This is a genomic window from Flavobacterium frigoris, assembly GCF_900111075.1.
Taxonomy (GTDB): domain Bacteria; phylum Bacteroidota; class Bacteroidia; order Flavobacteriales; family Flavobacteriaceae; genus Flavobacterium; species Flavobacterium frigoris.
Map to the genome: position 1 here is coordinate 93,648 of NZ_FOFZ01000005.1, position 25,912 is coordinate 119,559.

Annotated in this window: 16 protein-coding genes; 15 read left to right on the forward strand and 1 reads right to left on the reverse strand. The window is 37.3% G+C overall.

Translation table 11 applies throughout. From position 1 onward, the window contains the following. The first annotated feature begins 484 nt into the window (after positions 1-484). From ppsA to BMW63_RS08930, 15 genes are all read left to right on the forward strand, one after another. Positions 485-2,899 carry a phosphoenolpyruvate synthase gene (ppsA, locus tag BMW63_RS08860; RefSeq protein WP_074723107.1) on the forward strand — a complete coding sequence of 805 codons (2,415 nt, stop codon included), beginning with the start codon at positions 485-487 and terminating at the stop codon, positions 2,897-2,899. A gap of 17 nt (positions 2,900-2,916) precedes the next feature. Further along, positions 2,917-3,672, forward strand: a complete 756-nt coding sequence (locus BMW63_RS08865; protein WP_074723108.1) for an SDR family oxidoreductase — start codon at positions 2,917-2,919, stop codon at positions 3,670-3,672. Between the two features lie 27 nt (positions 3,673-3,699). Next, positions 3,700-5,442, forward strand: coding sequence for an acetate--CoA ligase (gene acsA, locus BMW63_RS08870; RefSeq protein ID WP_074723109.1), 1,743 nt, complete (start codon positions 3,700-3,702; stop codon positions 5,440-5,442). Positions 5,443-5,503: 61 nt separating this feature from the next. After that, positions 5,504-7,021 carry a S1C family serine protease gene (locus BMW63_RS08875; RefSeq protein WP_083380402.1) on the forward strand — a complete coding sequence of 506 codons (1,518 nt, stop codon included), beginning with the start codon at positions 5,504-5,506 and terminating at the stop codon, positions 7,019-7,021. Between the two features lie 43 nt (positions 7,022-7,064). Continuing rightward, the gene (gene pdhA, locus BMW63_RS08880) at positions 7,065-8,063 is read left to right on the forward strand and encodes a pyruvate dehydrogenase (acetyl-transferring) E1 component subunit alpha (protein WP_074723218.1); all 999 of its coding nucleotides are present in this window, start codon (positions 7,065-7,067) and stop codon (positions 8,061-8,063) included. 81 nt (positions 8,064-8,144) lie between these two features. Continuing rightward, the gene (locus tag BMW63_RS08885) at positions 8,145-8,405 is read left to right on the forward strand and encodes a zinc ribbon domain-containing protein (RefSeq protein ID WP_074723111.1); all 261 of its coding nucleotides are present in this window, start codon (positions 8,145-8,147) and stop codon (positions 8,403-8,405) included. A 31-nt stretch (positions 8,406-8,436) separates the two neighbouring features. Continuing rightward, positions 8,437-9,435: an alpha-ketoacid dehydrogenase subunit beta gene (locus BMW63_RS08890; RefSeq protein ID WP_074723112.1), complete on the forward strand. Its 999-nt coding sequence runs from the start codon at positions 8,437-8,439 to the stop codon at positions 9,433-9,435. Further along, positions 9,428-10,585 (forward strand): dihydrolipoamide acetyltransferase family protein, encoded by a 1,158-nt coding sequence (locus BMW63_RS08895; protein WP_074723113.1) that lies wholly within the window; start codon positions 9,428-9,430, stop codon positions 10,583-10,585. The genes BMW63_RS08890 and BMW63_RS08895 overlap by 8 nt, the downstream gene beginning before the upstream one ends. Beyond that, positions 10,582-10,839 (forward strand): acyl carrier protein, encoded by a 258-nt coding sequence (locus BMW63_RS08900; protein ID WP_074723114.1) that lies wholly within the window; start codon positions 10,582-10,584, stop codon positions 10,837-10,839. Before BMW63_RS08895 ends, BMW63_RS08900 begins: the two co-directional genes overlap by 4 nt. A 64-nt stretch (positions 10,840-10,903) precedes the next feature. Then, positions 10,904-11,893 (forward strand): NAD(P)-dependent oxidoreductase, encoded by a 990-nt coding sequence (locus BMW63_RS08905; protein ID WP_074723115.1) that lies wholly within the window; start codon positions 10,904-10,906, stop codon positions 11,891-11,893. A 249-nt stretch (positions 11,894-12,142) separates the two neighbouring features. Then, positions 12,143-14,716, forward strand: a complete 2,574-nt coding sequence (locus BMW63_RS08910) for a cation-translocating P-type ATPase (protein ID WP_074723219.1) — start codon at positions 12,143-12,145, stop codon at positions 14,714-14,716. Between the two features lie 219 nt (positions 14,717-14,935). Further along, entirely contained in the window at positions 14,936-16,033 is a 1,098-nt protein-coding gene (locus BMW63_RS08915) for a site-2 protease family protein (protein WP_074723116.1), read from the forward strand. Then, positions 16,026-17,186 carry a phospholipase D-like domain-containing protein gene (locus BMW63_RS08920; protein ID WP_074723117.1) on the forward strand — a complete coding sequence of 387 codons (1,161 nt, stop codon included), beginning with the start codon at positions 16,026-16,028 and terminating at the stop codon, positions 17,184-17,186. The genes BMW63_RS08915 and BMW63_RS08920 overlap by 8 nt, the downstream gene beginning before the upstream one ends. A 276-nt stretch (positions 17,187-17,462) precedes the next feature. Continuing rightward, positions 17,463-22,715 carry an endonuclease gene (locus tag BMW63_RS08925; RefSeq protein WP_083380404.1) on the forward strand — a complete coding sequence of 1,751 codons (5,253 nt, stop codon included), beginning with the start codon at positions 17,463-17,465 and terminating at the stop codon, positions 22,713-22,715. 508 nt (positions 22,716-23,223) lie between these two features. Continuing rightward, entirely contained in the window at positions 23,224-24,279 is a 1,056-nt protein-coding gene (locus BMW63_RS08930) for a reverse transcriptase family protein (RefSeq protein WP_083380406.1), read from the forward strand. A gap of 40 nt (positions 24,280-24,319) precedes the next feature. On the opposite strand, the gene BMW63_RS08935 is transcribed toward BMW63_RS08930, so the two are convergent. Then, positions 24,320-25,912, reverse strand: coding sequence for an MFS transporter (locus tag BMW63_RS08935; RefSeq protein ID WP_074723118.1), 1,593 nt, complete (start codon positions 25,910-25,912; stop codon positions 24,320-24,322).

Below are 25,912 nucleotides of genomic sequence, written 5' to 3' on the forward strand. Positions count from 1 at the left end.
TTTTAGATTACATACAAAAATATAATAATAATTGATTCAAAATCAAAATTGCCAATTTATTATAAGAACCCACGATACTAACCTCAGTGCTATCTTATTTAACTAGTTCCAAAATCAAGAAACACTAAATTATTTGAATTTGATTAAAGAGATAAAACTCAAATTTAATAAAACTCAAATACTATAACCTTCAAAAATTAAAATACAAAACACTGCTAATTAGCATATTAAATTTAAATACTTTTAAAATAAACGTGATTTTTGTATCAAAAATATTTTTTTTTGATTAAATTAGTAATAGACTAAATCAGTTATGAAGAGCAAACCTACTACGCTTTTCCTTTAGTTCCCAAATCGCACTTATAATTCTAACAATGGGTTTAAAAAACATTTTTTGATTTCGAACAACAAAAGCAGGCTCTAAATATTTTTCTATTGCCTTATTGAAATAAAGCAGTCATCACTTAAATTAAATATATTAAAAATGGAAAATTATAAATACATCTTGTTTTTTAACCAAATTGGTATTACTGCAATAAATCAAGTTGGGGGTAAAAATGCCTCCCTTGGTGAAATATACAATCAGTTGAAGCCCATTGGCGTCAATATTCCTAATGGATTTGCAGTTACCGCAGCTGGCTACCGTCTATTTCGAAAAAAAAACAATTTAGAAAAATCATTAGATGATTTATTGAGTAAACTAGACACAAACCAATACGCCAATCTGTCTGAAATTGGTGAGAAAGCAAGAGCGTTAATTCTATCAGCACTTATTCCTGACGAAATACGTGCCGAAATAAATACTGCCTATCAATCGCTAAGCACGCAAAGTGATACAAAGAACCTTGGAGTAGCGGTACGAAGCAGTGCCACTGCAGAAGATTTACCTACAGCAAGTTTTGCTGGACAAATGGAGTCCTTCCTTAATATAAGTGGTGAAAACCAATTAATTGATGCTATACTTCGTTGTTACGTTTCCTTATTTACAGATCGCGCCATAAAGTACCGTCACGATATGGGTTTTACAAAATTAGATGTTGCTATCTCTGTTGGTGTGCAACAGATGGTGCGAAGTGATAAGGCTTCTTCAGGTGTTGCCTTTACTATTGATCCTGATACTGGTTTTCAAAATACAATCATCATCAACGGCAGTTGGGGTCTTGGCGAGAATATTGTCAAGGGTACCATAACACCAGATGAGTGGATGGTCTTTAAGCCCACTTTAGAAAACCCAAAACTAAATCCAATTCTGAAAAGGCATTGTGGCCGAAAAGAATTTACGATGATTTATGCCGAAAAGAGCGAAAAAACCTCATCTGAACATACCATCATAAATACACCCACAACTGTAGACAAACAAAATCAATTTTCATTAAATGACAAAGAAGTCATCCAACTTTCACAATGGTGTTACAAAATTGAAAAACATTATAAAAAACCTATGGACATCGAATGGGCAAAAGATGGGGTAAACAATCAGCTCTATATTGTTCAGGCGCGTCCTGAAACGGTTCATGGGAAAGATAAAAAACAAGTGCGGGAGATTTACAAACTCAAAGAAAAAGGCACGCTTATCACTCAGGGAATCGCATTGGGAGATAAAATAGCTACCGGAAAAGCGCGCATACTCAATAGCCCGCAGGAAGGAAATCAATTGTTGGAAGGGGAAATTCTAGTTACCGATTTGACAAATCCAGATTGGGATCCAATCATGAAAAAGGCAGCTGCCATTATTACTAATAAAGGAGGACGCACCAGTCACGCCGCGATTGTCGCACGGGAACTTGGCGTCGTTGCCGTGGTAGGTTGCGGTGATGCCACTTCAAAAATAAAAAATGGACAGCAAATCACGGTTTCTTGTGCTGAAGGAAAGAACGGTAACATATATGAAGGCGAGTTAAAATGGGAAGTCACAGAACAGGATTTTAGCCAATTATCCATGCCAGACACCAATCCAATGTTCATTCTCGCAGACCCTGATAGAGCTTTTGAACTGAGCAACTACCCCAATAAAGGGGTTGGTTTGATGCGAATGGAGTTTGCAATTTCAAATAGTATTAAGATTCATCCGCTGGCACTTTGTGAACCCGAAAAAGTGATTGATCAAGCGGTGATCGACCAAATATCAGAATTAACGAAAGGATATACCGATAGCAAAAAATATTTTATTGACAAACTGGCTGAAGCAGTTTCAATAGTAGCGGCGGCTTTCTATCCCAAAGATGTAATTGTGAGAATGAGCGATTTTAAGAGTAATGAATATGCTAATCTTATTGGCGGAAAATATTTTGAACCCGAGGAGGAAAACCCAATGATTGGTTTCCGAGGTGCTTCTCGTTACTACAGCGATTTTTATAGAAAAGGGTTTGCTCTGGAATGCGAAGCCATGAAAAAAGTGCGAAACGAAATGGGTTTTCTCAACGTAAAACTGATGATTCCTTTTTGCAGAACCGTAGAAGAAGGACAAAAGGTACTTGCAGAGATGGCCACCAATAAACTAGTACAAGGAGAAAACGGACTTGAAGTTTACGTGATGATAGAAATCCCTAGTAACGTCATATTAGCTGATGAATTTGCTTCCCTTTTTGACGGGTTTTCTATCGGTTCGAATGATTTAACACAGCTTACACTGGGTCTGGACCGTGATTCTGCATTAATCAGTTATTTGTTTAGCGAACAGAATCCAGCGGTGAAAAATTTAATCAGGGAAACGATTTATGCTGCCAAGAGAAATAAAATAAAAGTGGGATTGTGCGGTCAGGCGCCCAGTGACATTCCAGAATTTGCCCAATTTTTAGTAGAGGAAGGAATAGACAGTATTTCATTTAATCCCGATGCCCTTATCAAAGGAATTGAAAATATTTTGGCAACCGAAAAGAAAAATACGGTACGTCTATAAACAAAAAAAATAAAGTTATGGAAACAGCATTCAAAAATAAAGTAGCGATTATTACAGGAGGATCTTCAGGAATAGGAAGAGCCACTGCCTTGGCTTTCGCCAAAAAAGGAGCCAACGTTGTTGTTGTAGATTGGCATGAAAGTCCGGAAACAATGAAAACTCTTAAAGACTTGGGCGCGGAAGCTATTTTTATTAAATGCGATGTTTCTAAAAGTGTAGATGTAAAAAATATGGTCGAAAAAACCATAACTACTTTTGGACGATTGGATTATGCATTTAACAATGCCGGTATTGAAGGAGATTCCGCTCCCACGGCCGATTGTACAGAGGGAAATTGGGATAAAACCGTTGGTATCAACCTAAAAGGGATTTGGCTCTGTATGAAACATGAAATTCCCGAAATACTAAAACAAGGCAGAGGTACCATTGTCAACTGCTCTTCGGTAGCCGGACTTGTTGGATTTTCAGGACTACCTGCTTATGTCGCTTCCAAACATGGCGTAATCGGATTGACCAAAACGGCTGCATTGGAATATGCCGAACAGGGAATCCGAGTGAATGCTGTTTGTCCAGGAGTCATACAAACTCCCATGATGGATCGCCTTACGGGAAAAAAGAAAGAAGCAATAGAACAATTTACAGCTTTAGAACCAGTTGGACGCATGGGCCAGCCAGAGGAAATCGCCAATGCCGTCGTATGGATGTGCTCAGACGAGGCCTCTTTTGTAACCGGACATGCCATGGCCGTAGATGGTGGTTTTGTGGCGCAATAAATAATTTATCCATCTAATTCAACAATTATGTATTCAATCAATAACAGCGAAACTATCCAATATAATCTTAGGGATTATGACAAAGTAAAAGCGACTTTCTCATGGAAATATTGCGCTCGGGAATTAAGTGGACTCCCCGATGGTAAAGGGTTAAACATTGCCCATGAAGCTGTAGACAGACATGCTCAAAACCATCTTAAAGATACGGTTGCCCTTCGTTTTATTAAAAAAGACCGAAGCACAGAGGATTTCACCTATTCCGATTTGAAAATCCAAAGTTCAAAATTTGCCAATGTCCTTAAAAAACTGAAGGTTAAAAAAGGGGAACGTGTTTTCTCGCTAACGGGAAGAATTCCTGAATTGTATATTACTGCTTTGGGAACATTAAAATATACCGCTGTTTTTTGTCCTTTATTTTCTGTGTTTGGCCCTGAGCCTATTTATCAAAGAGTAAGCAAAGGCGATGTGACGCTACTGGTTACCACTTCAAAGTTATATGAGAAGAAAGTAAAACAATTGGTGGAGCGACTTCCCTCTCTTCAATATATAATTCTTACGGATGCGACCGAACACCTGTCAGACAAAATACTGTCCTTTTCCACACTCATGGATCAAGCCGGAACCGATTTTAAAATTCCAGAAACAAATCCTGAAGATGCTGCTTTACTTCATTTTACCAGTGGAACTACCGGCATGCCAAAAGGGGTTTTACATGTGCATCATGCGGTTTTTACCCATTACATAACGGGTAAATACGTACTTGATTTTCATGAAGGAGATCGGTTTTGGTGTACTGCCGATCCGGGTTGGGTAACTGGGACTTCCTATGGAATCATTGCACCGCTAGTCTGCGGCGTTACTAGTATCATCGATGAAGCAGAGTTTAATGCCATCAGATGGTATTCTATACTCGAAGAGCAAAAAGTAACTACTTGGTATACTGCGCCCACGGCAATCAGGCGCTTAATGCGTATGGAAGACATAAAGCCCAAAGAAGCATACAATCTCGAAAATCTCAAATCGATTTTGAGTGTGGGAGAACCGCTTAATGCAGAAGCTGTAATCTGGGGTGAGGAAAATTTCGGGTTCCCCATTCTTGACAATTGGTGGCAAACGGAAACGGGAGGTATTATGATAGCCAACTATCCTTCGATGAAAGTAAAACCTGGTTCTATGGGAAAACCTTTGCCTGGGGTAGAAATTGCCATTGCACAGGTCAACGGTAAGCAGCTGAAAATAATAACAGACCCTAACGTTCAAGGTCAATTGGTTTTGAAAAAAGGCTTCCCTTCCCTATTTCGCGCCTATCTGCATGAGGAGGAACGCTATAAAAAATGTTTTATTGGCGAATGGTACCTCAGCGGTGATCTGGCAAAAAAAGATGCCGAAGGCTATTTTTGGTTTATCGGCCGCGCCGATGATATTATCAAAACCTCAGGGCACATGGTGGGGCCGTTTGAAGTAGAAAGTACGTTAATGCGACATCCTGCGGTGGCGGAAGTAGCGGTAATTGGAAAGCCTGAGCCCAATATTGGGGAGTTGGTAAAAGCCTTTGTGGTTTTGAAAGACGGAAACGAAGCCAATGAACAAATGAAGATGGACATTATAGGCTTTGCCAGAAAAGAAATGGGTCCTGCCGTCGCTCCGAAAGAAATTGAGTTTGTCGAAAGCGTTCCCAAAACCCGCAGTGGAAAGATCTTGAGAAGACTGCTGAAAGCACGTGAACTCGGCTTACCAGAAGGTGATATTTCAACATTGGAGGAATCCTGAAATTATAAAAAAACAGGGATCAGTCCTATCAAAAATCAATTTATTAAAATCAATCTCAGCCATGATAGTATTTATAGAAATGAATTTAAAAACGCAAAGGATGTACCTGTTTATTATTCTTCTCTTATTTCAAGGATGTCAAGCCCAGGATAAGAAGAATGAAAATGACATGGAAGTAATTCAAAAGAAGACTGCCGCTACACAAGCTAACATATCTTATACTGGGATTGTAGATTTCAGAAATGCTGCTAAAATAGCAACGCCAGGCGTAGTCAACATTAAGAGTAGTTTTACATCACAGATCCAACAATATGAAAATGGCGACCAAAATCAGTTTTATAATTTGCCCAATCCTTTAAAAGAGTTTTTTAAAAACGATCCTTTATTCAGACAATATAAATTTCAGCCCCCCAATTCATCCGAAAATAATTCGATGCCATTAGTTGGAAGTGCTTCAGGAGTAATATTGACCCCTGACGGATATATAGTAACCAACAATCATGTGGTAAAGGATGCCCTCGAAATTAACATCACCTTGTTTGATGGACGTTCTTACACTGCCAAACTGGTGGGTAGTGACCCCCTCACCGATTTGGCACTCCTTAAGATTGATGAAAAAAATCTTTCTTTTATACTATTTGGCGACAGTGACACCATTGAAATTGGAGAATGGGTCGTTGCAGTTGGAAACCCGTTTAATCTGGCATCTACGGTCACAGCTGGAATTGTAAGTGCCAAAGCAAGAAATATAAACATACTCCGGGATCAGGGAGCCATTGAATCCTTCATACAGACCGATGCAGCAGTCAACCCCGGTAATAGCGGCGGAGCCTTAGTGACATTAGAAGGAAAACTGATCGGTATCAATACCGCCATAGCAACTCCCACAGGAGTTTATGCGGGTTATGCTTTTGCGATTCCGGTAGACATCGTAAAAAAAGTCGCCAATGATCTGATGAATTACGGGGCTGTTCAAAGAGCTGTTCTGGGAATCAGTATCCGAGATTTAAACAGTGTACTGGTCAAAGAGATCAACATCGACCGTGCTAACGGCGTTTATGTAGATGCTTTAATCGATAACGGAGCCGCAAAAGAGGCTGGAATCAGGGCAAAAGACGTGATTATCAGTATTGATAATATTGAAACAATAACGGCATCAAAATTACAGGAGATTATCTCTCGCAAACGTCCGGGAGACAAGGTAAAAATTACGGTAATCAGAAATGGTAAAGATAAAAAAGAACTTACGGCAATACTCAAAAAATATACAGCAGCTACCACTGTTGTTCTAAAAACAGATTTATTAAAAGAATTAGGAGTGGAACTTGCAGAAATCGACAAAGACGATCAGAAAAAATACAATGTTAGAAATGGACTAAAGGTCACGAAACTATACGATGGAAAACTGAAAAGTAGCACAGACATTCGGGAAGGATTTGTAATTACTTCTGTCAACATAACACCTGTTACTATAGTTCAGTCTTTTATCGAAGCCGTACAAGGACAGCAGCGAGGGATAATGATTGAAGGAAAATATGCTGGTGATCCTACTTTCTATTACTATGCATTTGGTATGTAAAATAAAATCCGAAATAATAATAATAATAATAATAATCGACACTATGTCACAATCAGCCACAATAGCGAAACCCATGGAAATAAAAAAAGCATTGCTTCTTTTGTACCAAATGTTGCTCATACGAAGGTTTGAAGAAAAAGCGGCAGAGCAATATACAAAATCTAAAATCCGAGGGTTTTTACATTTATATACTGGTGAAGAAGCGGTAGCGGTAGGAGTTATACAGGCCATAACAGAGGAAGATAATGTATTGTGTACCTATCGAGAACACGGGCATGCCTTAGCAAGAGGAATCGATGCTGATGTAATTATGGCTGAGATGTATGGTAAAATGGAAGGTTGCTCACTGGGCCGGGGGGGCTCCATGCATTTATTTGATGTTTCAAAAAAATTCTATGGAGGAAATGCTATCGTCAGCGGTCATTTACCACTGGCTGTCGGAATGGCTTTAGCGTCCAAAAAGCAAAAGAAAGAAAATATTACTGTTTGCTTTTTTGGCGAAGGAGCAGCTGCCGAAGGCGAATTTCACGAAGCAATGAATCTCGCGGCACTTTGGAAAGTTCCTCTGTTATTTGTCTGTGAAAACAACCTATACGCCATGGGAACGGCGATTAGGCACTCCCATTCCGAGACCCACATTGAAAAAAAAGGAGCTGCTTACGGTATCGAAGCTGAAGCGGTGGACGGAATGGATCTAATGGCGGTAATCGATGCCGCCAATACTGCCACACAAAAAGTGAGAAGTAGTGGAAAACCATATTTATTAGTTTGCAATACTTATCGTTTTAAGGCACACTCGATGTTTGATGCCGAATTATATCGGGCTAAAAAAGAGGTTGACGAATGGAAAAAAAGAGATCCCATTCCGACATTCAAAAATTACCTATTGAAGCAAAAATGGATTACCCCAGCTGAAATCACTGCATTCGAACAGAAAATTGAAACTAAAGTCCAATTGGCCGTCGATTTTGCAGAAGCGGGAACCTGGGAGCCTATAGCAGAATTGACAAAATTCACTTACAGTGAAAATAAAATGCAATAAAAAACAAACAACCCATCAGGGGCTACAAAACAAAGTAAAACCCTGAAAAGATTTTAATCGAACCCTTTAAAAACAAAAATTATGATAGTAGCAACATTATGTCAAAGTTGTGGAATTCCACTTGACAATGAGCAATTGAAAGGAACAGAAGCAAATGGTTTAAAAACGGATGAGTATTGCAAATTTTGTTACGATGCTGGGTCATTTGTCAAACCCAGTATGACATTTGGCGATATGAAGGAAACGGTAGAGACCCAGATGAAGAAATTGAAACTTTCAGAAAAGCTGATTCAAGACGCCGTAAACATTCTGCCCACTTTAAACCGCTGGAAAATCATTTAACCTAAATCTCTCCAACTCACATATTCTAAAAATGGAAAACGCCACTACAAAAATAAAAACTACCTATCGCGAAGCGCTGAAACAAGGGTTGCGCGAAGCGTTGCAAAATGACGAGCGTGTTTTTCTTATGGGGGAAGACGTGGGACGATACGGTGGCGCTTTTGCGGTAAGCAAAGGACTTTTGCAAGAGTTTGGTGAGGAACGCATCATGGACACTCCGCTTTCTGAAGCAGGCTTCGTAGGGGCAGGAATTGGCGCTGCAATAGCGGGTATGAGGCCCATTGTTGAAGTGATGACCGTCAATTTCAGTTTACTTGCCTTCGACCAAATCGTAAACAATGCCGCCACCTTATTGCACATGTCCGGCGGTCAGGTTCATGTACCAGTGGTTATACGCATTGGATGCGGAATAGGTCGGCAATTGGCGGCACAACATTCGCACAGTTGGGAACCTTTTTACGCCCATGTTCCCGGATTAATTGTTCTTTCTGCAGGTACACATGAAGATGCCCGCAACATGTTGCATGCCGCTCTTCAAAGTCCAGACCCCGTGATTCTGTTCGAATATACTTTCTTGTTGAATATGGAAAAAGAAATTCCTGCGGAAGCCACTCCGGTAACGATAACAAAAGCCAAAGTAAGAAGAGAAGGAAAAGATATTTCGATTATTACTTATGGAGCAGCGGTGTATAAATGCTTAGAAGCGGCAACTGAATTAGCCAAAATAGGCATTGAAGCCGAAGTAGTCGATCTCCGCGTTTTACGACCTATAGACGAAACCACTTTCTTGGCTTCTGTTTCCAAAACACATCGGGCACTTATTGTGGAAGAAGCGTGGCGCTCCGTCAGTATTTCTGCAGAAGTATCGGCCCGAATAATGGAAAAAGTGTTTTATGATTTGGATGCTCCCGTACAACGATTATGTGGTGCGGAAGTCCCTATACCCTACGCCAATCATCTGGAGGAAGCGGCTATTCCTCAGGTAAATGACATTGTAAATACAGTTAAAAAAATGATTCATCATGATTGAATTTAAAATGCCCAGTTTGGGTGCAGACATGGAAGACGGTACATTGATCGAATGGAAAAAAAAACCAGGCGACACGGTGAAGCGCGGCGATATTATCGCTGAGGTGGAAACACAAAAAGGGCTTATTGAAATTGAAATATTCGATGAAGGCATCATTGATAAATTCCTCATTCAGGAAGGAACAAAAGTTCCTGTAGGAGCCGTTATGGCACTACTACAGCCGAGCGGAGTGTCTTTAGAAACAAAAAAAGAAAAAGAACCTGCCCCATTGCAACCAACTGAGGAAAAAACAATCAAAAGTACGCCTATAAGCACGGCTGAAACACGAAAAATAAAAGTATCACCGCTCGCCCGAAGAATTGCCGAAGAGAACCACATCAATCTCGAATCAGTGGCAGGAACCGGTCCTGACGGAGCCATTACCAAAGAAAATGTCGATCACGAAATTGCAAAAATAGAAAAGATTGAACCCGAAAAAATCAATGCTCCAGCAGTAGCAATTCGATCAGCAATAGCCGCTGCGATGAGTAAGTCGAATAGCGAGATTCCGCACTATTATTTAGAAAAAAAGATAGATTTTACAAAAGCATTGGCCTGGTTACAAGAAGCCAATAGTCAACGTTCCATCAAAAAAAGACTGCTACCCGTTGTCCTTCTTATCAAGGCAACAGCGAGATCTTTATCTGATTTTCCCGATTTGAACGCAATTTGGGAAAACGGTTTACAACAAAAAAAAGATATTAATATTGGGTTTGTTGTTTCGTTGACGACTGGCGGCATTATTGTTCCGGCGATTCATCATACTAATTTAAAAAGTGTTGACGAAATCATGGAGACATTAAATGACATTATTCCAAGAGCAAGAGCCTTTAAATTACGAAGTTCAGAACTGACAGATTCTACTATTACGCTAACCTCTGTTGGAGAAAATGGCGCCGATGTAGTTTATGGCATAATTTATCCGCCTCAGGTGGCAATCGTGGGTTTCGGGACAATTTCAGAACAGCCTTTTGCCGAAAAGGGCATGTTAGGCATTCGGTCTGTTGTGAAGGCCACATTAGCTGGGGATCATCGGGCAACGGATGGACTTATCGGTAGTCGTTTTTTAGCTGCCATAAACAACTATTTACAAAATCCGGATTCATTATGAAAGAAGATGAAATTAAAAAGACCCTTTTTCAATTGTTGAAAAAAATTGCCCCCGAAACAGAACCGTCAGAATTGCAAGATGATGATAATATTCGAGAGACCCTTAATATTGATTCGTTTGATGCTTTACAATTTATAGTGGTATTAGATGATAAACTAGGAATTGAAATACCAGAACGAGATTATGGGAAAACCACCACCTTGAAGTTACTTCTTTCCTATATCAAGAATGCAATAGAAAAGCAGAAATCCTGATTTAGAAAATAGAATAGCCAAAAATAACAGCCATCATTCCTTAATTGGAACTAAAAAAAACATCATGAAAATTTTAATGTACAGCATATACGCGTTTGACAAACCATTTATCGAAAATGCCAAACATGGGAAATTAGAAATAGAATATACGAACCAGCCTTTAAATGAAGACACGGTCAAACTAGCAGAGGGTTTTGAAGGTATTTCTCTTTTTACCCCTGATAATGCCTCTGCTATCGTACTGGAAAAATTATATTTCTACGGCGTTAGATATATTGCTTTAAGATCTGTGGGATATGACTATGTCGATTTGAAAAAAGCGAGAGCTTTAGGAATCAAAGTGGCAAATGTACCCGCTTACTCCCACTATTCTGTAGCGGAACATGCCGTAACCTTGTTATTAGCCTTAAATCGAAAGATTATTCTAGGCCAAAAACTCATGCAAATGGGTGACTACCGTCTGGATCATTTGGTCGGTTTTGACTTGCATGGGAAAAAGATAGGAATCATTGGAACTGGAAAAATAGGTACCGCTTTCGCAAAAATAATGTATGGTTTTGGCTGCCAAATTTCAGCTTGTGATCCGCAAGAAAATGAGGAATTAATCCAGCAAATAGATATAAACTATACCACATTGGAAGAGGTTTGTACAACTTCAGATGTGATTTCAGTTCATTGTCCGCTTAATCATGAAACAAAATACATGTTCAACAAAAGCAATTTTAGCCTGATGAAAAAAGGAGTCGTGTTTATTAACACTGCAAGAGGAACTATCGTGAATACAGAAGATCTAATAGATGCACTCAAAATGGGCAATATCGGAGCAGCTGGCTTAGATGTTTATGAAAAGGAAAAAGGAATCTTCTTTGGCAATCACATTAATAAAAAACTGGAGGATCATTTATACACTATCCTTCGCTCCTTCCCTAACGTTTTAATTACGGGACATCAAGGCTTTTTGACTAACGAAGCTTTAGAGGGAATTGCACAGACCACCATTGTTAATTTTAATGCTTGGGCTTATAATGGTCTCTCTGAAAATGAACTTAAATAAGTTGTTTCGAATAATTGAAAATTTATTTCATTTCATTAATTATTAAACATTTACGAACAATACTTACTATTTATACCTGCTTAAAAATTCGTTATTCCGTTACTTTTAACTTTCAAAATCATAAATCCGTCATCGCTTTATGAACGAAAATACTTTTAAATAATTTCTCCTCCGGATTCAATTAATGACTATCTTAATTGAAATTTAAAAAACAGAAAGACCGATTAATTAAAATAAATTCAGATGAACATGAATTGGCATTTACTTTCTCTTTCTGAAGTATCCGAGAAGTTGGACACATCCCCAGCAGGCATTGATGAAAAAACTGCTAATCAACGCCAAGCCAAGCACGGCAAAAACAAGATTGATTACAAAAAAAAGAACACTGTTTTACGGATGGTCCTCCACCAATTATCCAACTTTATGATTCTAATCCTTATCCTGGCGGCAATTGTCTCAGGTATAATGGGTGACTTAACAGATACCATTATTATTCTTACCATAATTGTAGTCAACGCGGCAATCGGTTTTGTGCAAGAATACCGAGCTGAAAAAGCAATGGAAGCCCTTAAAAACATAATTCCTGAAGAAACAAGAGTAATTCGGGCAGGAAAGACGATCGCCTTAGCAACTGCTAAGCTGGTTCCCGGTGATGTAGTTTTGCTCGAAGCCGGGAACAGAATCCCCGCTGATGTTCGTTTTATTGAAACCCATCAATTAAAAGTAGATGAATCAACGCTTACAGGCGAATCAAATACTACTGATAAAACATCTGAAAAACTACCCGATGGCGACTATCCCCTTGGGGACCGAAGCAATTTAGGCTTCAAAGGCACTTTTATCACAAAAGGACACGGAAGCGCTTATGTGACGGCAATCGCTATGGACACGGAACTTGGTCACATTGCACAGATGATTCAATCACAAGATTCATCAACTCCATTACAAATACGATTGGCTGCATTCGGTAAACGGTTGTCCATTGTCATCTTGATAATTTGCACCTTAATTTTTATGATAGGATGGCTCAATGGCGAAGCTATTTTAAGCATGCTGTTAACGTCTATCTCGCTTGCTGTGGCCGCCATTCCGGAAGCCTTGCCTGCACTCGTTACAATTGCTCTTGCCTTTGGTGCTAAACGATTAGCAAAAAGTAATGCACTTGTAAGAAAACTTCCAGCGGTGGAAACACTTGGCTCGGTTACTTATATATGCACTGATAAAACAGGAACGCTGACCGAGAATAAAATGACCGTAAAGGAAGTGTATCTGACTCCTGATCTAAAAACCAAAACTCATTTTAGTCAAAATAATGCCCTGTTCACTGCAATGGTGCTAAACAGTGATGCCTCAGAAAAAGAAGACGGAGGCTGGCATGGGGATTCAACGGAGATCGCATTGGTAAAATATGCCTTAACTAAAAACAGTAAAAAAAAGGAATTGGAAAAAGAATTTCCAAGAGTGGCCGAATTTGCATTCGATTCGTCAAGAAAATGCATGACAACAATACATCAAACAGAAAATGGGATACTCGTCATTACCAAAGGGGCTGTCGATGTACTGTTAGGTAAAATAGTTAAAGATCAAAAACCGCTGATTTCTGAGTTTGAGCGAAAAGCAAACGAAGTAGCCAACGAAGGGTATCGGGTTATTGGCTATGCCATAAAAGAAATGCAAACTTTACCGGAAACCTTAAATGTAGATGAAATAGAATCTTCATTAACCTTTATCGGGTTTGCAGGAATGATTGATCCACCGCGGAGCGAAGCAAAAAAGGCAGTTTCAGAATGCATACAAGCAGGAATAATCCCTGTAATGATTACCGGTGACCACAAACTCACAGCAAAAGCCATTGCAAAGCAGTTGGGCATAATCACCTCGGAGGAAGACCTTATATTGAGCGGAACCAAACTGACTGCGTTATCAGAAACAGAGTTTTCAGATATAGTTGAACATGTTCGTGTTTATGCCCGTGTGAGCCCAGAGCAAAAATTGAAAATTATAAAAGCACTGCAAGCAAAAGATCAATTTGTGGCGATGACCGGTGATGGTGTAAATGACGCTCCCGCCCTTAAAAGCGCCAACATTGGGATTGCTATGGGAATCAATGGGACAGCCATTTCCAAAGAGGCAGCCGACATGGTTTTGCTTGATGATAATTTTGCTACCATTTTGATTGCCGTAAAGGATGGTCGAGTAATATTTGATAATATTTTAAAATTTATAAAGTACATACTAACGGGGAATTTCGGGGAAATCTGCGCCATTTTCCTTGCTCCTTTTTTTGGTTTACCCTTTCCGCTACTGGCTATTCACATTTTGTGGATTAATCTCGTAACAGACGGATTACCCGGATTGGCTTTAGCTTCTGAACCGGCAGAAGGTAGTGTAATGAATCGGCCACCAAGGGATCCAACGCAAAATATTTTTGCAGGAAAGATGGCATTACATATACTAAGTGTTGGTTTGCTGATGGGTTTGATCACTCTAGGCATTCAGTATTGGGCAATTCAAGCCAACATTCCACACTGGCAAACCATTGCTTTTACAGTCCTCTGTTTTAGCCAGATGGGCCATGTCATGGCAATTCGTTCTGAACGGCAATCTCTTTTTAAAATTGGATTTTTTTCGAACAAACCTCTTTTGGGAGCTTTGATGTTGACAGTTTTACTCCAACTGATGATTGTCTACGTTCCTTTCTTTAATATGGTATTCAAAACACAACCGTTGTCGTTGTATGAATTAGTAATAACCCTACTGGTATCAAGCATCGTTTTTTGGGCAGTAGAAATTGGGAAATGGATCATTAGAGGTATCAAATAGATTTAATGTGTTGATACTCCATAGATTTAGTATGGATACCTGAAAAACAAATTAATCCTATTCTCACTTTACATCACTTCTTCAAAAAAAAATTGTACTTTAGTGTAAGGATAAGCCCCTTTTCCTTTTTATATAAAGTCCTACACTTTATTGATTTTAAATAATTTAAGTATTTTTTACCATTATACTGAAATTTATAATATTAAAAAAAAATGAAAAATGAAAGGAACATTCAAACTCGGAAAAGTAGCGGGTATTGGCCTATTTATACATTGGACATTTTCGTTACTTATTGCCTTTATTATTTTTATCAATTATCGGACAGGTTATAATGCTGTACAAATACTTTGGTCGGTCATTTTCGTTTTATGCATTTTTGTCACGGTTGTTATGCATGAATTTGGGCACGCACTAGCCGCAAAAAACTATGGAATACAAACAAGAGACATTACATTGCTTCCCATTGGAGGTCTAGCAAGATTGGACAAACTGCCTGAAAAACCTTTAGAAGAATTAGTAGTTGCTTTTGCTGGGCCACTAGTAAACATTGTTTTGGCATTAATAACTAGTTTTTTTATAACATTTCCAGAAAATGCAGAGGCACTCGCTGCGCAATTATCAACTGGTGTAAATGCCAGTAATTTTTTCCTAAATTTCTTTATTGTAAATATCGTATTGGCCGTTTTTAATTTGATTCCGGCCTTCCCCATGGATGGAGGACGCGTCCTTAGAGCACTCTTAGCCTTTAAATTTAGAAGACATGTTGCAACCAGAATAGCAGCAAGAATTGGCCAATTTATAGCAATAGGGTTTATTCTTTTGGGTTTTATTTCCAATCCGTTTCTAATTTTCATAGGCTTATTTGTTATTGTATCGGCCCAAATGGAAACAGAGCATGCCGCCTCTAAATTCATTCTCAAAGGTTTTAAAGTGCGGGATGTACTTATGAAACAATATCAAACTATCGATGCCAGCGCGCCTATAAAAACGGCAATAGCGCTGCTACTGGACAGTCAATCAAAGATATTTATGATTACCAAAGATAATGAACCCGTTGGGACGCTAAATCGAGATCAAATGATAGTAGCACTTTCCGAAAAAGGCGAGAATACAGTTATAAGCTCTGCAATGAATAAAAACTTAATCTATTTAGATGTGGAAACCCTACTGGAAGACATTTTTGAATTAGTTTCTGCTAATAAATCCAACTTAATGTTAGTAATGGAAAATGGGATTCTTGTAGGGACTCTTGACACTGAAAATCTTTTGGAGTTTCTTTTAATAAAAGGAGTTAAATCCAAAAACGTCTATGTCTAAAATCCAAAACACAACACATCCTGATTGCCTGGAATTAGTGTATAGCGGCGAGGACTATTTTTCCCGACTGGAACAAATTATTCAAAATGCGAAATATGAGATTCATCTTCAATTTTATATTTTTGAAAACGATGCCACTGGAACTAAGATTATAGAAAAACTTAAAGAAGCGGCAGCTCGTCGTGTAAAGGTGTATTTACTATTGGATGGCTTTGGCTCGTTTTCATTTCCTAAAGAAGTAGTGGAGGAATTAACTTCCCGCGGAGTTCAATTTCGCTTTTTTTCTCCGTTTTTTTCAGCAAACTCTTTTTACATTGGCCGAAGACTGCATCATAAAATTGTTGTTGCGGATGCTCAGATGCTATTAATTGGTGGAATCAATATTGCCGATAAATATAATGGCAAACCGGGAAAAGAACCCTGGTTAGACTATGCTGTTCAAATTGATGATATAATAATTGCAAAAAAACTTCAATTGTTATGTAGAGACCTTTTTTTAAAGAAAAGATATTTTTTCAAAAAAAAGATAGAAACTGTTTTACAGACACAGCAAGAAACGGTGGTCAGTATTATTCAAAATGACTGGCTGAAAAGGAAAAACGAAATCTATGACGCTTATATTACATCCTTCACCACCGCTAAAAAAGAAATCGTCATAGTGGGAAGCTATTTCCTTCCTGGCAGAAGAATGAATAACGCATTGAAAAAAGCGGCGAAAAATCAGGTCAAAGTTAAATTAATCCTGGCTGGCATATCAGATGTTGCGCTTTCTAGACGAGCTACCTATCATATATACGCTGCTCTTTTGAAAAACAACATTGAATTATATGAATGGAATAAAACCGTTTTGCATGGAAAAGCAGCGGTTGTCGACGGAAATTGGACCACTATAGGCTCTTTCAACTTAAATAATTTGAGCTCTTATGGAAGTCTTGAAATGAATGTTGAAATTAAATCTACCGCATTTTCCAGCAATTATTTAGAACACCTAAACGAAATAATAGCACAATGTCAAAGAATAACCCCAACATCACTTAAAAAAAGAAATAATATCTCTTCCAGTTTTATAAATTGGCTATCCTATTGGACTGCTAGGCTCATACTTAATATAGTTACTTATTTTCCTGAAAACCGTTTCAAAAAATTTTACTGACCCATTTGATTATTCCTTTTAATCCTACAATCATTCAAAAAACGACTGCTATTAACAACATTTAAGTAGAAATTTATAGCATTATTATTAGTTTTCGAAAATTAAAAAAAACTGCAATATATTACGTTTCTATCGCATAAAGGCATGCTTTTTTTTTTAAATAATCATTTGTTTTTTAGTATATATTGTTGATAATTTTAACAATTTGTTAATACTAATCTAATTATACATGTGTGAAAATTTATATTTTTACCTCCTAATAAACTTACAAGTACTATGAAACAAATTTACATGAAAAAGCAGCTGCTTCTTGCGACTGTATTTTCTTTTTTAAGTCTCTTATCATTTGGTCAGGTTCCCTCCTATTATAATGGAACCAATATCAACCAAACGGGAAATGCCTTAAAATCGAGCCTTGCAACTTTAATAAGTAGCAATACGACAATCTTAAGTTATACTCCTGGAGTATGGGATGCATTAAAACAAACCGACTTAGATCCTACTGATCCTAGCAAAGTTTTATTGATTTACGGTTACAATGATACCGATAGTGATATTACTAATGACCGTACTCGTTCTAAAGATTTAAATGGTGGAAACCAAGGAAACTGGAACAGAGAGCATGTTTATGCAAAGTCTTTGGGAAATCCAAATTTAGGTACTGATGGACCTGGAAGTGACGCACATCATCTTAGAGCTTCAGATATCACCTTGAATTCAACAAGAAATAACTATCCTTATGGTTCTGGTACTGGTAATTCAAAATTAATAAACGGTGCCTATTGGTATCCTGGAGATGAATGGAAAGGGGATGTAGCGCGTATGGTAATGTACATGTATGTGCGTTACGGAAATCAATGTCTTCCTAATGCAGTTACCGTAGGTTCACAAACTTTTAGTGGAGATATTCCAGATATTTTATTGCAATGGAATGTTGAAGATCCTGTTTCCCAAATAGAAATAAACAGAAACACAATATTAGAAGGAGTTCAAGGAAATAGAAATCCTTTTATTGACAACCCCGCTTTTGCAACAACAATTTGGGGAGGCCCACAAGCAGAAAACCGATTTGACGGCAGCGTTGTATTCGATACAGAAGTTCCTTCAGTACCTGCTAATTTATATGCCACAAATACTACTCAAACGGGAACGACGTTAACATGGGTTCAGTCTACAGATAATGTGGGTGTTCTAGGATATCGAATTTATAACGGAACGGTACAAATTGCTTCGTCTTCAACAGCTAATTATGTTTTATCAGGATTAACAGCTAATACAAATTATACTTTTTCAATAAAAGCTTTTGATGCGGCAGGAAACATATCAAATGGTAGCAATAGTATTGCCGTGACAACCCTAGCGGGTACTCCTCCACCAACTCCTACAACTTCTGTTGTTTTCATGAATGAAATACATTATGACAATGCTAGTACAGATGTAGGTGAAGGTATAGAAATTGCAGGAACTGCAGGAACGGATTTAACAGGATGGAGTATTATTCCGTATAATGGAAATGGTGGTGCCTCTTATACTCCAGCTGGAAGTTTATCAGGAATTATCCCAAATCAATCCAACGGATTTGGTACCGTTTTCGTTGCTGTAAACGGACTACAAAATGGAGCTCCTGACGGACTTGCATTAGTTAACAATTTAGGAAATGTTATTCAATTTTTAAGCTACGAAGGAACATTTGCAGCGACTAACGGTCCAGCAAATGGAATGACAAGCACTGATATTGGTGTTTCACAAAATGGAACTGAAGCAATTGGTTTGTCTTTGCAATTAAAAGGATCAGGAACTCAATATAGTGATTTTACATGGCAAGCTGCAAGCGCAAGCACCTATGGAAATATTAATAACGGACAGTCATTTTCTACTACTACTGTGCCGCTTACTAATCCAACAAATTTAGCGGCAAGCAACACGACTCAAACAACAACTACCTTGTCTTGGGAAGCAGGAGCAGGTGCCGTATCCTACGAAATTTTTAATGGAACAACAAAAATTGCTGCCACAACGAATACCAATTTTACACTTACTAATCTAACAGCAAATACTACTTATAGAGTTACTGTATTAGCTTTAGATGCCGATGATAATACATCAGATGCAAGTAATGAAATAATCGTAACGACTCTAGAAAACGCAACGACACCTGCACTCGCTGGATCTGTATTTATAAATGAAATTCATTACGATAACGCAGGTTCAGATATTGATGAAGGAGTTGAAATTACAGGACTAGCGGGAACTGACTTAACAGGTTGGAAACTTATTCCTTATAATGGAAATGGAGGAGCAAGCTACACACCAATAGGTACTTTATCAGGAACCATTCCTAATCAATTAAATGGATATGGAACCGTATCAGTGCCTCTTTCGGGATTACAAAATGGTGCTCCTGATGGAATCGCATTAGTAGATGCTGCCAATAATGTAATTCAGTTTTTAAGCTACGAAGGTAGTTTTACAGCGACTAATGGTCCAGCAAGCGGAATGACAAGTACTGATATTGGTATTGCTGAAGCAGGTACTGCGACTTTAGGTACGTCATTACAGTTAGTTGGAAAAGGAACAAAATATGTTGATTTTACATGGGAAGCAGCTGTTAGTACTTTTGGTAAAGTGAATGTGGGACAAAAATTTGGTGATTTAGTATTCATCAATGAGATTCACTATGACAATGCTGGAACAGATCTTGGCGAAGCGGTTGAAGTAGCTGGTTATGCAGGAACTGATTTAACAGGATGGAGCATTATTCCTTATAACGGAACGGGTGGTGCAACATATACTCCTATAGGAACTTTATCAGGAATTATTCCAGATCAATTGAATGGATATGGAACTGTATCTGTATCTATTGCAGGATTACAAAATGGTTCTCCTGATGGAATAGCATTAGTAGACCCTTCTGGTAAGCTAATTCAATTTTTAAGTTATGAAGGTAGTTTTACAGCGACTAATGGTCCGGCGAGCGGAATGACCAGTACTGACATTAGTATTGCTGAAGCTAGTACAGCTGCAGTAGGAACTTCACTTCAATTAACTGGAGCTGGATTCACTTATGCTGATTTTACATGGCAAGCAGCTAACAATACTTTCGGGGCCATAAATGCAGGACAGTTTTTTGGAAATGCAAGTGACATAATTGTAGTACTTCCAATTGCTGAAGCGAGAGCAAAAGCAGATGGTGAAATTGTAACAGTCACTGGCGTTTTGACTGTTTCTGATCAATTTGCAGGATCTGCCTATATTCAAGATGCAACCGGTGCAATTGCCGTTTTTGATAAAACAGTTCATGGCGCTGGTATTTTCAAAATAGGAGATTCAATTACCGTTACTGGAACAAGAAGTTCTTACAGCGACCAACTTCAAATTAGTCCTGTAAGCGCAGTTACAAATAATGGATTGCCAAATCAGGCTATCCAACCTAAGACGATTACTCTAAGCGAAATGGTAAACCATCCTGCGGAATTGGTGCGTATTCAAAATACGACTTTCCCTAAACCGGGCACGATTATGTTTGGCAATTCAAATACAAATATTACTGATGCAAACGGAACGGCTCAATTGCGCATCGACGCTGATGTAAATGATCTTGTAGGTTTTGCCCAACCAGAAACTTGTTCTGAAATTATAGGTGTTGTAGGTAATTATTTTGCAACTCAACAGCTTTTGCCTAGAATGAGGACAGACTTCCAATGTGCTGATAAATACCAACAAACAGGAAGTGATTTAGCTATTTCTAAAGATAAAACTTTAGATATAGCTACTTGGAATGTAGCTTGGTTTGGTGATGAAACAAATTCTCCAGCAGCTGGAAAACCAAACTCAGATATGATACAAAAAGAAGCCGTTAAAACTATATTACAACAATTAGATGCCGATATCTACGCTGTAGAAGAAGTTTCTGATGATGCATTATTGGCTCAAATGGTAAGCGAAATGAATGATTACAGTTTTGTTTTATCTGAAGCTACTTCATATCCTTTTGATGTATCAGGACCAAAACAAAAAGTTGGATTCATTTACAAAAACAAAACGGTAGAAGCAGTTAGTACGAAAGTGTTACTAAAAACAATTCACCCCTATTACAATGGTGGTGATGAATCCGCATTAGCTAATTATCCAAATACTGATAAATCTCGTTTTTTTGCTAGTGGAAGATTACCTTTTATGTTAACTGCTAATGTTACTATTGATGGTAACAAAAAACAAATTAACATTATTGACCTTCATGCAAGAGCCAATACAAGTGGTGATGCTCAAGGCAAATACGACATGCGTAAATTTGATGTTGAGGTATTAAAAGATACTTTAGATGCACAATATCAAAATGCGAACTTAATCTTACTTGGAGATTATAACGACGATGTTGACTACACAGTTTCAGATGTAACTACGACTGTTTCTACTTATGAAGCTTATGTTAATGATGCTGCAAGTTATAATGTGGTAACAAAAACATTAAGTGAGCAAGGATTTAGATCGTATGCTACTTACGAAAATATGATTGATCACATTACCCTTTCTAATGAACTAGCTGATTTGTATATTGATCAATCAGCAAGAGTACACTATGAGTTTTTCTCTAGTGATTACACAAAAACAGCTTCAGATCACTTCCCGGTAACTGCCAGATTGCAATTAAAATTAATGGAAGTTGAATCTCTAAATGTTACTAATGCAATGTGTAATGGCGAAGCTAACGGAACCGCTACAATAAATGTTTCTGGAGGAATAAGTCCTTATACCTATTTATGGAGCACTAATGCAACCACAAGTACTATTACAGCTCTTACTGCAGGAAACTATAGTGTAGCAATAACTGATGCTTTAAATCATACCATCACTAAAGACTTTACCGTTACTGAAGCTGATGCGATTGATATTCCTTCTGCAGAAGAGGTAACTGTTTATAATGGTTACAAAGAAAAATCTTGTACGACACTTAGTGCGACTGGAATAACTGGAGGTATTCAACCCTACTCTTATAAGTGGAGTAATGGAGCTACAACAAACACAATTAAAGTATGTCCAGAGCAAACAACTACATTTACGTTAACAGTTACTGATGCTAATGGTTGTACTGCTGTTGCAGAAAGAACTGTAAATGTCGAAGATGTTCGTTGTGGGAATAACACCAGAAATCCAAAAGTTGAAATTTGTCATAACGGAAGATCAATTTGCGTCGATGAAAACGCTGTAAAATGGCATTTAGCACATGGGGATACTTTAGGAAGTTGTACGCAACAAGATAATAATCAGGTAAGAATTACTAACGTGAATGTCTTTCCAAATCCATTTGTTAATAATGTAAATGTAAGTCTAACTAGTTCAGTAACTGCTAAAGTTGACTTTTGGGTTTACAACTTCTTTGGTCAGTTAGTATATCAAAGTAGTAACGAAATTAGCGCTGGAAAATCAATTTCAAATTTAGAATTATCGACGTTAAGAAAAGGATTCTATTTCTTGAAAACCGTTGTAAACGGAAAATTACAAAACATCAAATACTTGGTAAAAAAATAATTTTTCATTAAAAAAACAATCTTCGTAGTTATCTAAAACCACCAAATTCAATTTTGGTGGTTTTTTTATTTTGGAGCAAAAATAATAGGAACGTAAAATATTTTTTTAAATATTTTTTTGTAACTTTAATTAAGTTAATCCGTTCACTTAAAACATGTTAAAGTAAAAATAGTCGATTTAACGTAAGCTTTATACCGATGGAACAAATTAAAATACAAAGACGAAAAAAAGAAGAATGGATAGCTAAGGATTTAAAAAGTAAAATCCCCAAATTGTCCAGGAAAACAATATATATTCCCCTGCAGAATGAATTACTATTCTAATTCATTTTTTAAAGATTGTGTTAGCTCAGCTAACATCGGAGCAGTGAGTCACTGTTCTGTAATTGAATGCTTTTTCAAGCACTGGGTTTAAAAGATCCTCCGCAGAGCTCCGAACCTTTTAAACCCGTATTCCTAATTGGAGTGAGAGACATAAAAGTCCTCACTCCATTAACGATTTTAAGGCTATGGATTTTTCAAACTACAAAGACACTTTCACCAACGAGGCTATAAAAAGAGGCTACTCTGAACAGAATATTAAACGCTGTTTGGATTATGCGGCACCTTTATTTTCCAATGATGTTCCTGTAATTTACAATACGTCCCATTTGTCAGTATTAGTGGGCTACAAAAAGGAATATCTTAAGAAAGCCGCTCTTCATACTAAATACTTTTATCGTGATTTTGAAATTGTTAAACGAAACGGTAAAAAAAGACCCATATCAGAACCATTGCCCAGTTTGAAAGAAATTCAGCATTGGATTCTAAAAAATATCTTGTATAATATTCCGGTGAGTCCTTTCGCCAAGGCCTACAAACCAAATATAAGTCTCATCGAAAATTTGAAATTTCATAGAAACCAGCCGAAAGTATTTACGCTGGATTTAGAAAATTTTTTCCCATCCATTACCATAGATAGTATCGAGAAAATCTTTATTGAATTAGGTTATTCTAAAAGCGTTTCTGATTTGCTGGCTAAACTATGTACTCGTGATGGCACTTTGCCACAAGGTGCCCCAACCAGTCCCTCCCTTTCAAATTTAATTTTTATTGAGGCTGACGCACTGATTGCTGACTATTGCATTCAAAGAAAAATAAGATACACCCGCTATGCTGATGATCTCAGTTTTTCAGGCGATTTCGATGAAAAAGAACTTTTTGATAAAGTAAACGGAATCATTAAAAAAATGAATTTCAACATTAACACTGCCAAAACCAAACTTATGACTCCCGGCAGCCGCCAAACCGTAACCGGCATTGTGGTTAATGAAAAACCACAGGTCGTTTTTCACAAACGTAATGAATTAAGACAAGCCATGTATTACATCCAAAAATTTGGAATTGATCAACATCGGGAATACAGAGAAATTAACCAAAGGAACTTTTTAGAACACCTGCTTGGAAAAATCAATTTTGTTTTGCAGATCAACCCAAAAGACACGGAATTCATTGGTTATAAATCATTTCTTATTGATTTAAAAAAGAAACGGGATTTAAACTATGATACGTTAAAAATCATATAGATGTAAAAATATTCCTTTTAATGTATGTCTTACTTTCTTATTAGATTGGAATGAGTCTAGCTCCAATTTTTCGAAAACGAAAATGCAAATGAGGAATTAATGCAATACCTAGCATAATAAAGAATATCACAATCCCCATAAAATAATAGTAATCCCTTGCAAACAGCATATTCGTATGATTTGCTATTGCTTTACCTAATAATCCCTTAGCCATAACTTTAGCTTTCATTGCAGAAGCACCTTTGGCAAGAGCCAAATTTTCATACAATTGTAATCGCTTATTAGATTCAAAGTTTAGACTGGTAACCGTATTCCCTAATGCATGATAATGCACACTTGCTTGTCTTAGATTCATAAATGAAATTAGTGCTAAACTTACTGTAAAAGCAAAAAATCGAAAAGAAACACCACTTAATGAGGCTGAAAAACTTTTGGATTCTGGCACAGATGAAATGGTAAACATCACAATAGAAAGCATTAAAATTCCATTTCCCATTCCTTGAAAAAATAAAGGTAATAAAATACTTTCTTCATTGGCTTGGGAGCCAAAAACAAAAAACATTTGAATATGATAGAGCAGTAAAAATGCAAATCCAGTAAGCCAAATTAACCGCATATTGCGTTTCCTTAAAAGAAATCGAGCTGTTATTGCAATACCAACAAGAATACCTAAAGCATTAAAAAACATAACATAAGCATAATGAAAAGTATCTAACCCCATTTGGTTAAACAAAAATGAATTAGCGACACTTAAATCCCCTTTACAAATATAATATAGTACAAGCAGCAGCCCTCCTATTCTAAAATTGCGAAATTCGTATATGCTTAAATCTATAAACGGTCGTTTCTTTTTTTTCTGCATCAAAATAAAAGTTGCAAACAATAGCATGATTGTTCCGATACAGATCCAAATGCGAATGCTCTCAAACCAATTGTAATATTGACCATATAAAATAACATAGGCAATTAATGATAATAGAGAACTATAAATCAAGAAACTCTTCCAATCTAAATTAAGCAATGGAAACCTTTTAGTATGTAAACGTATATTTGTTTTAAGGCAAAGGAACAGTAACAAAGCGCCGGGAATTTGAACATAAATAATTGCTAAATACAATACATTAAAGTTATAATTTTGAAATATGTAAGCATCAAACAAGTAAGTAAAAGCATTAGAAATAAGTAAAGTTCCATAAAAAACAGCATAACCTAATACTCTAGATCGCTCAGAATGAAATTGAGAAAATAATAAATTTAGTGTCACTCCAATTATAGCAACTGTTATAGCCCCACCTAAAAAACGTAAAACAAAGAAAAGCAATGCATTTTGAGTACTGTACAAAAGCAAATTAATCCCTGTAAATAATAGAACACTCATTAAAAAATAAGTTTTGGAAGCAAAATAACTAAAGAACCTTCTTTCTAATGGAAAAAAACTGGCAATCCCTACATAATATAAAACCATTGAAAATTGAATATCTGTGGGATCAAGCCCATAATAACTAGCTGCGCTTGTAATCCCACCAATATAGCCCGCTAGCATCGATGCTGCAGGGAGAATTACTAAAAAAATAATAACTCTAATAAGCCATTTGGGAACCCAACTTTTAAATATATTTGAAGACTGATTCAT

What these genes read in the sequence shown, in the direction of transcription:
- BMW63_RS08915 (WP_074723116.1), top strand. Translation starts at nt 14,936, where the DNA reads ATGAAAGGAACATTCAAACTCGGAAAAGTAGCGGGTATTGGCCTATTT.
- BMW63_RS08875 (WP_083380402.1), top strand. Translation starts at nt 5,504, where the DNA reads ATGATAGTATTTATAGAAATGAATTTAAAAACGCAAAGGATGTACCTG.
- ppsA (WP_074723107.1), top strand. Translation starts at nt 485, where the DNA reads ATGGAAAATTATAAATACATCTTGTTTTTTAACCAAATTGGTATTACT.
- BMW63_RS08920 (WP_074723117.1), top strand. Translation starts at nt 16,026, where the DNA reads ATGTCTAAAATCCAAAACACAACACATCCTGATTGCCTGGAATTAGTG.
- BMW63_RS08865 (WP_074723108.1), top strand. Translation starts at nt 2,917, where the DNA reads ATGGAAACAGCATTCAAAAATAAAGTAGCGATTATTACAGGAGGATCT.
- BMW63_RS08935 (WP_074723118.1), bottom strand. Translation starts at nt 25,912, where the DNA reads ATGAATCAGTCTTCAAATATATTTAAAAGTTGGGTTCCCAAATGGCTT.
- acsA (WP_074723109.1), top strand. Translation starts at nt 3,700, where the DNA reads ATGTATTCAATCAATAACAGCGAAACTATCCAATATAATCTTAGGGAT.
- BMW63_RS08905 (WP_074723115.1), top strand. Translation starts at nt 10,904, where the DNA reads ATGAAAATTTTAATGTACAGCATATACGCGTTTGACAAACCATTTATC.
- pdhA (WP_074723218.1), top strand. Translation starts at nt 7,065, where the DNA reads ATGTCACAATCAGCCACAATAGCGAAACCCATGGAAATAAAAAAAGCA.
- BMW63_RS08890 (WP_074723112.1), top strand. Translation starts at nt 8,437, where the DNA reads ATGGAAAACGCCACTACAAAAATAAAAACTACCTATCGCGAAGCGCTG.
- BMW63_RS08900 (WP_074723114.1), top strand. Translation starts at nt 10,582, where the DNA reads ATGAAAGAAGATGAAATTAAAAAGACCCTTTTTCAATTGTTGAAAAAA.
- BMW63_RS08910 (WP_074723219.1), top strand. Translation starts at nt 12,143, where the DNA reads ATGAATTGGCATTTACTTTCTCTTTCTGAAGTATCCGAGAAGTTGGAC.
- BMW63_RS08895 (WP_074723113.1), top strand. Translation starts at nt 9,428, where the DNA reads ATGATTGAATTTAAAATGCCCAGTTTGGGTGCAGACATGGAAGACGGT.
- BMW63_RS08925 (WP_083380404.1), top strand. Translation starts at nt 17,463, where the DNA reads ATGAAACAAATTTACATGAAAAAGCAGCTGCTTCTTGCGACTGTATTT.
- BMW63_RS08885 (WP_074723111.1), top strand. Translation starts at nt 8,145, where the DNA reads ATGATAGTAGCAACATTATGTCAAAGTTGTGGAATTCCACTTGACAAT.
- BMW63_RS08930 (WP_083380406.1), top strand. Translation starts at nt 23,224, where the DNA reads ATGGATTTTTCAAACTACAAAGACACTTTCACCAACGAGGCTATAAAA.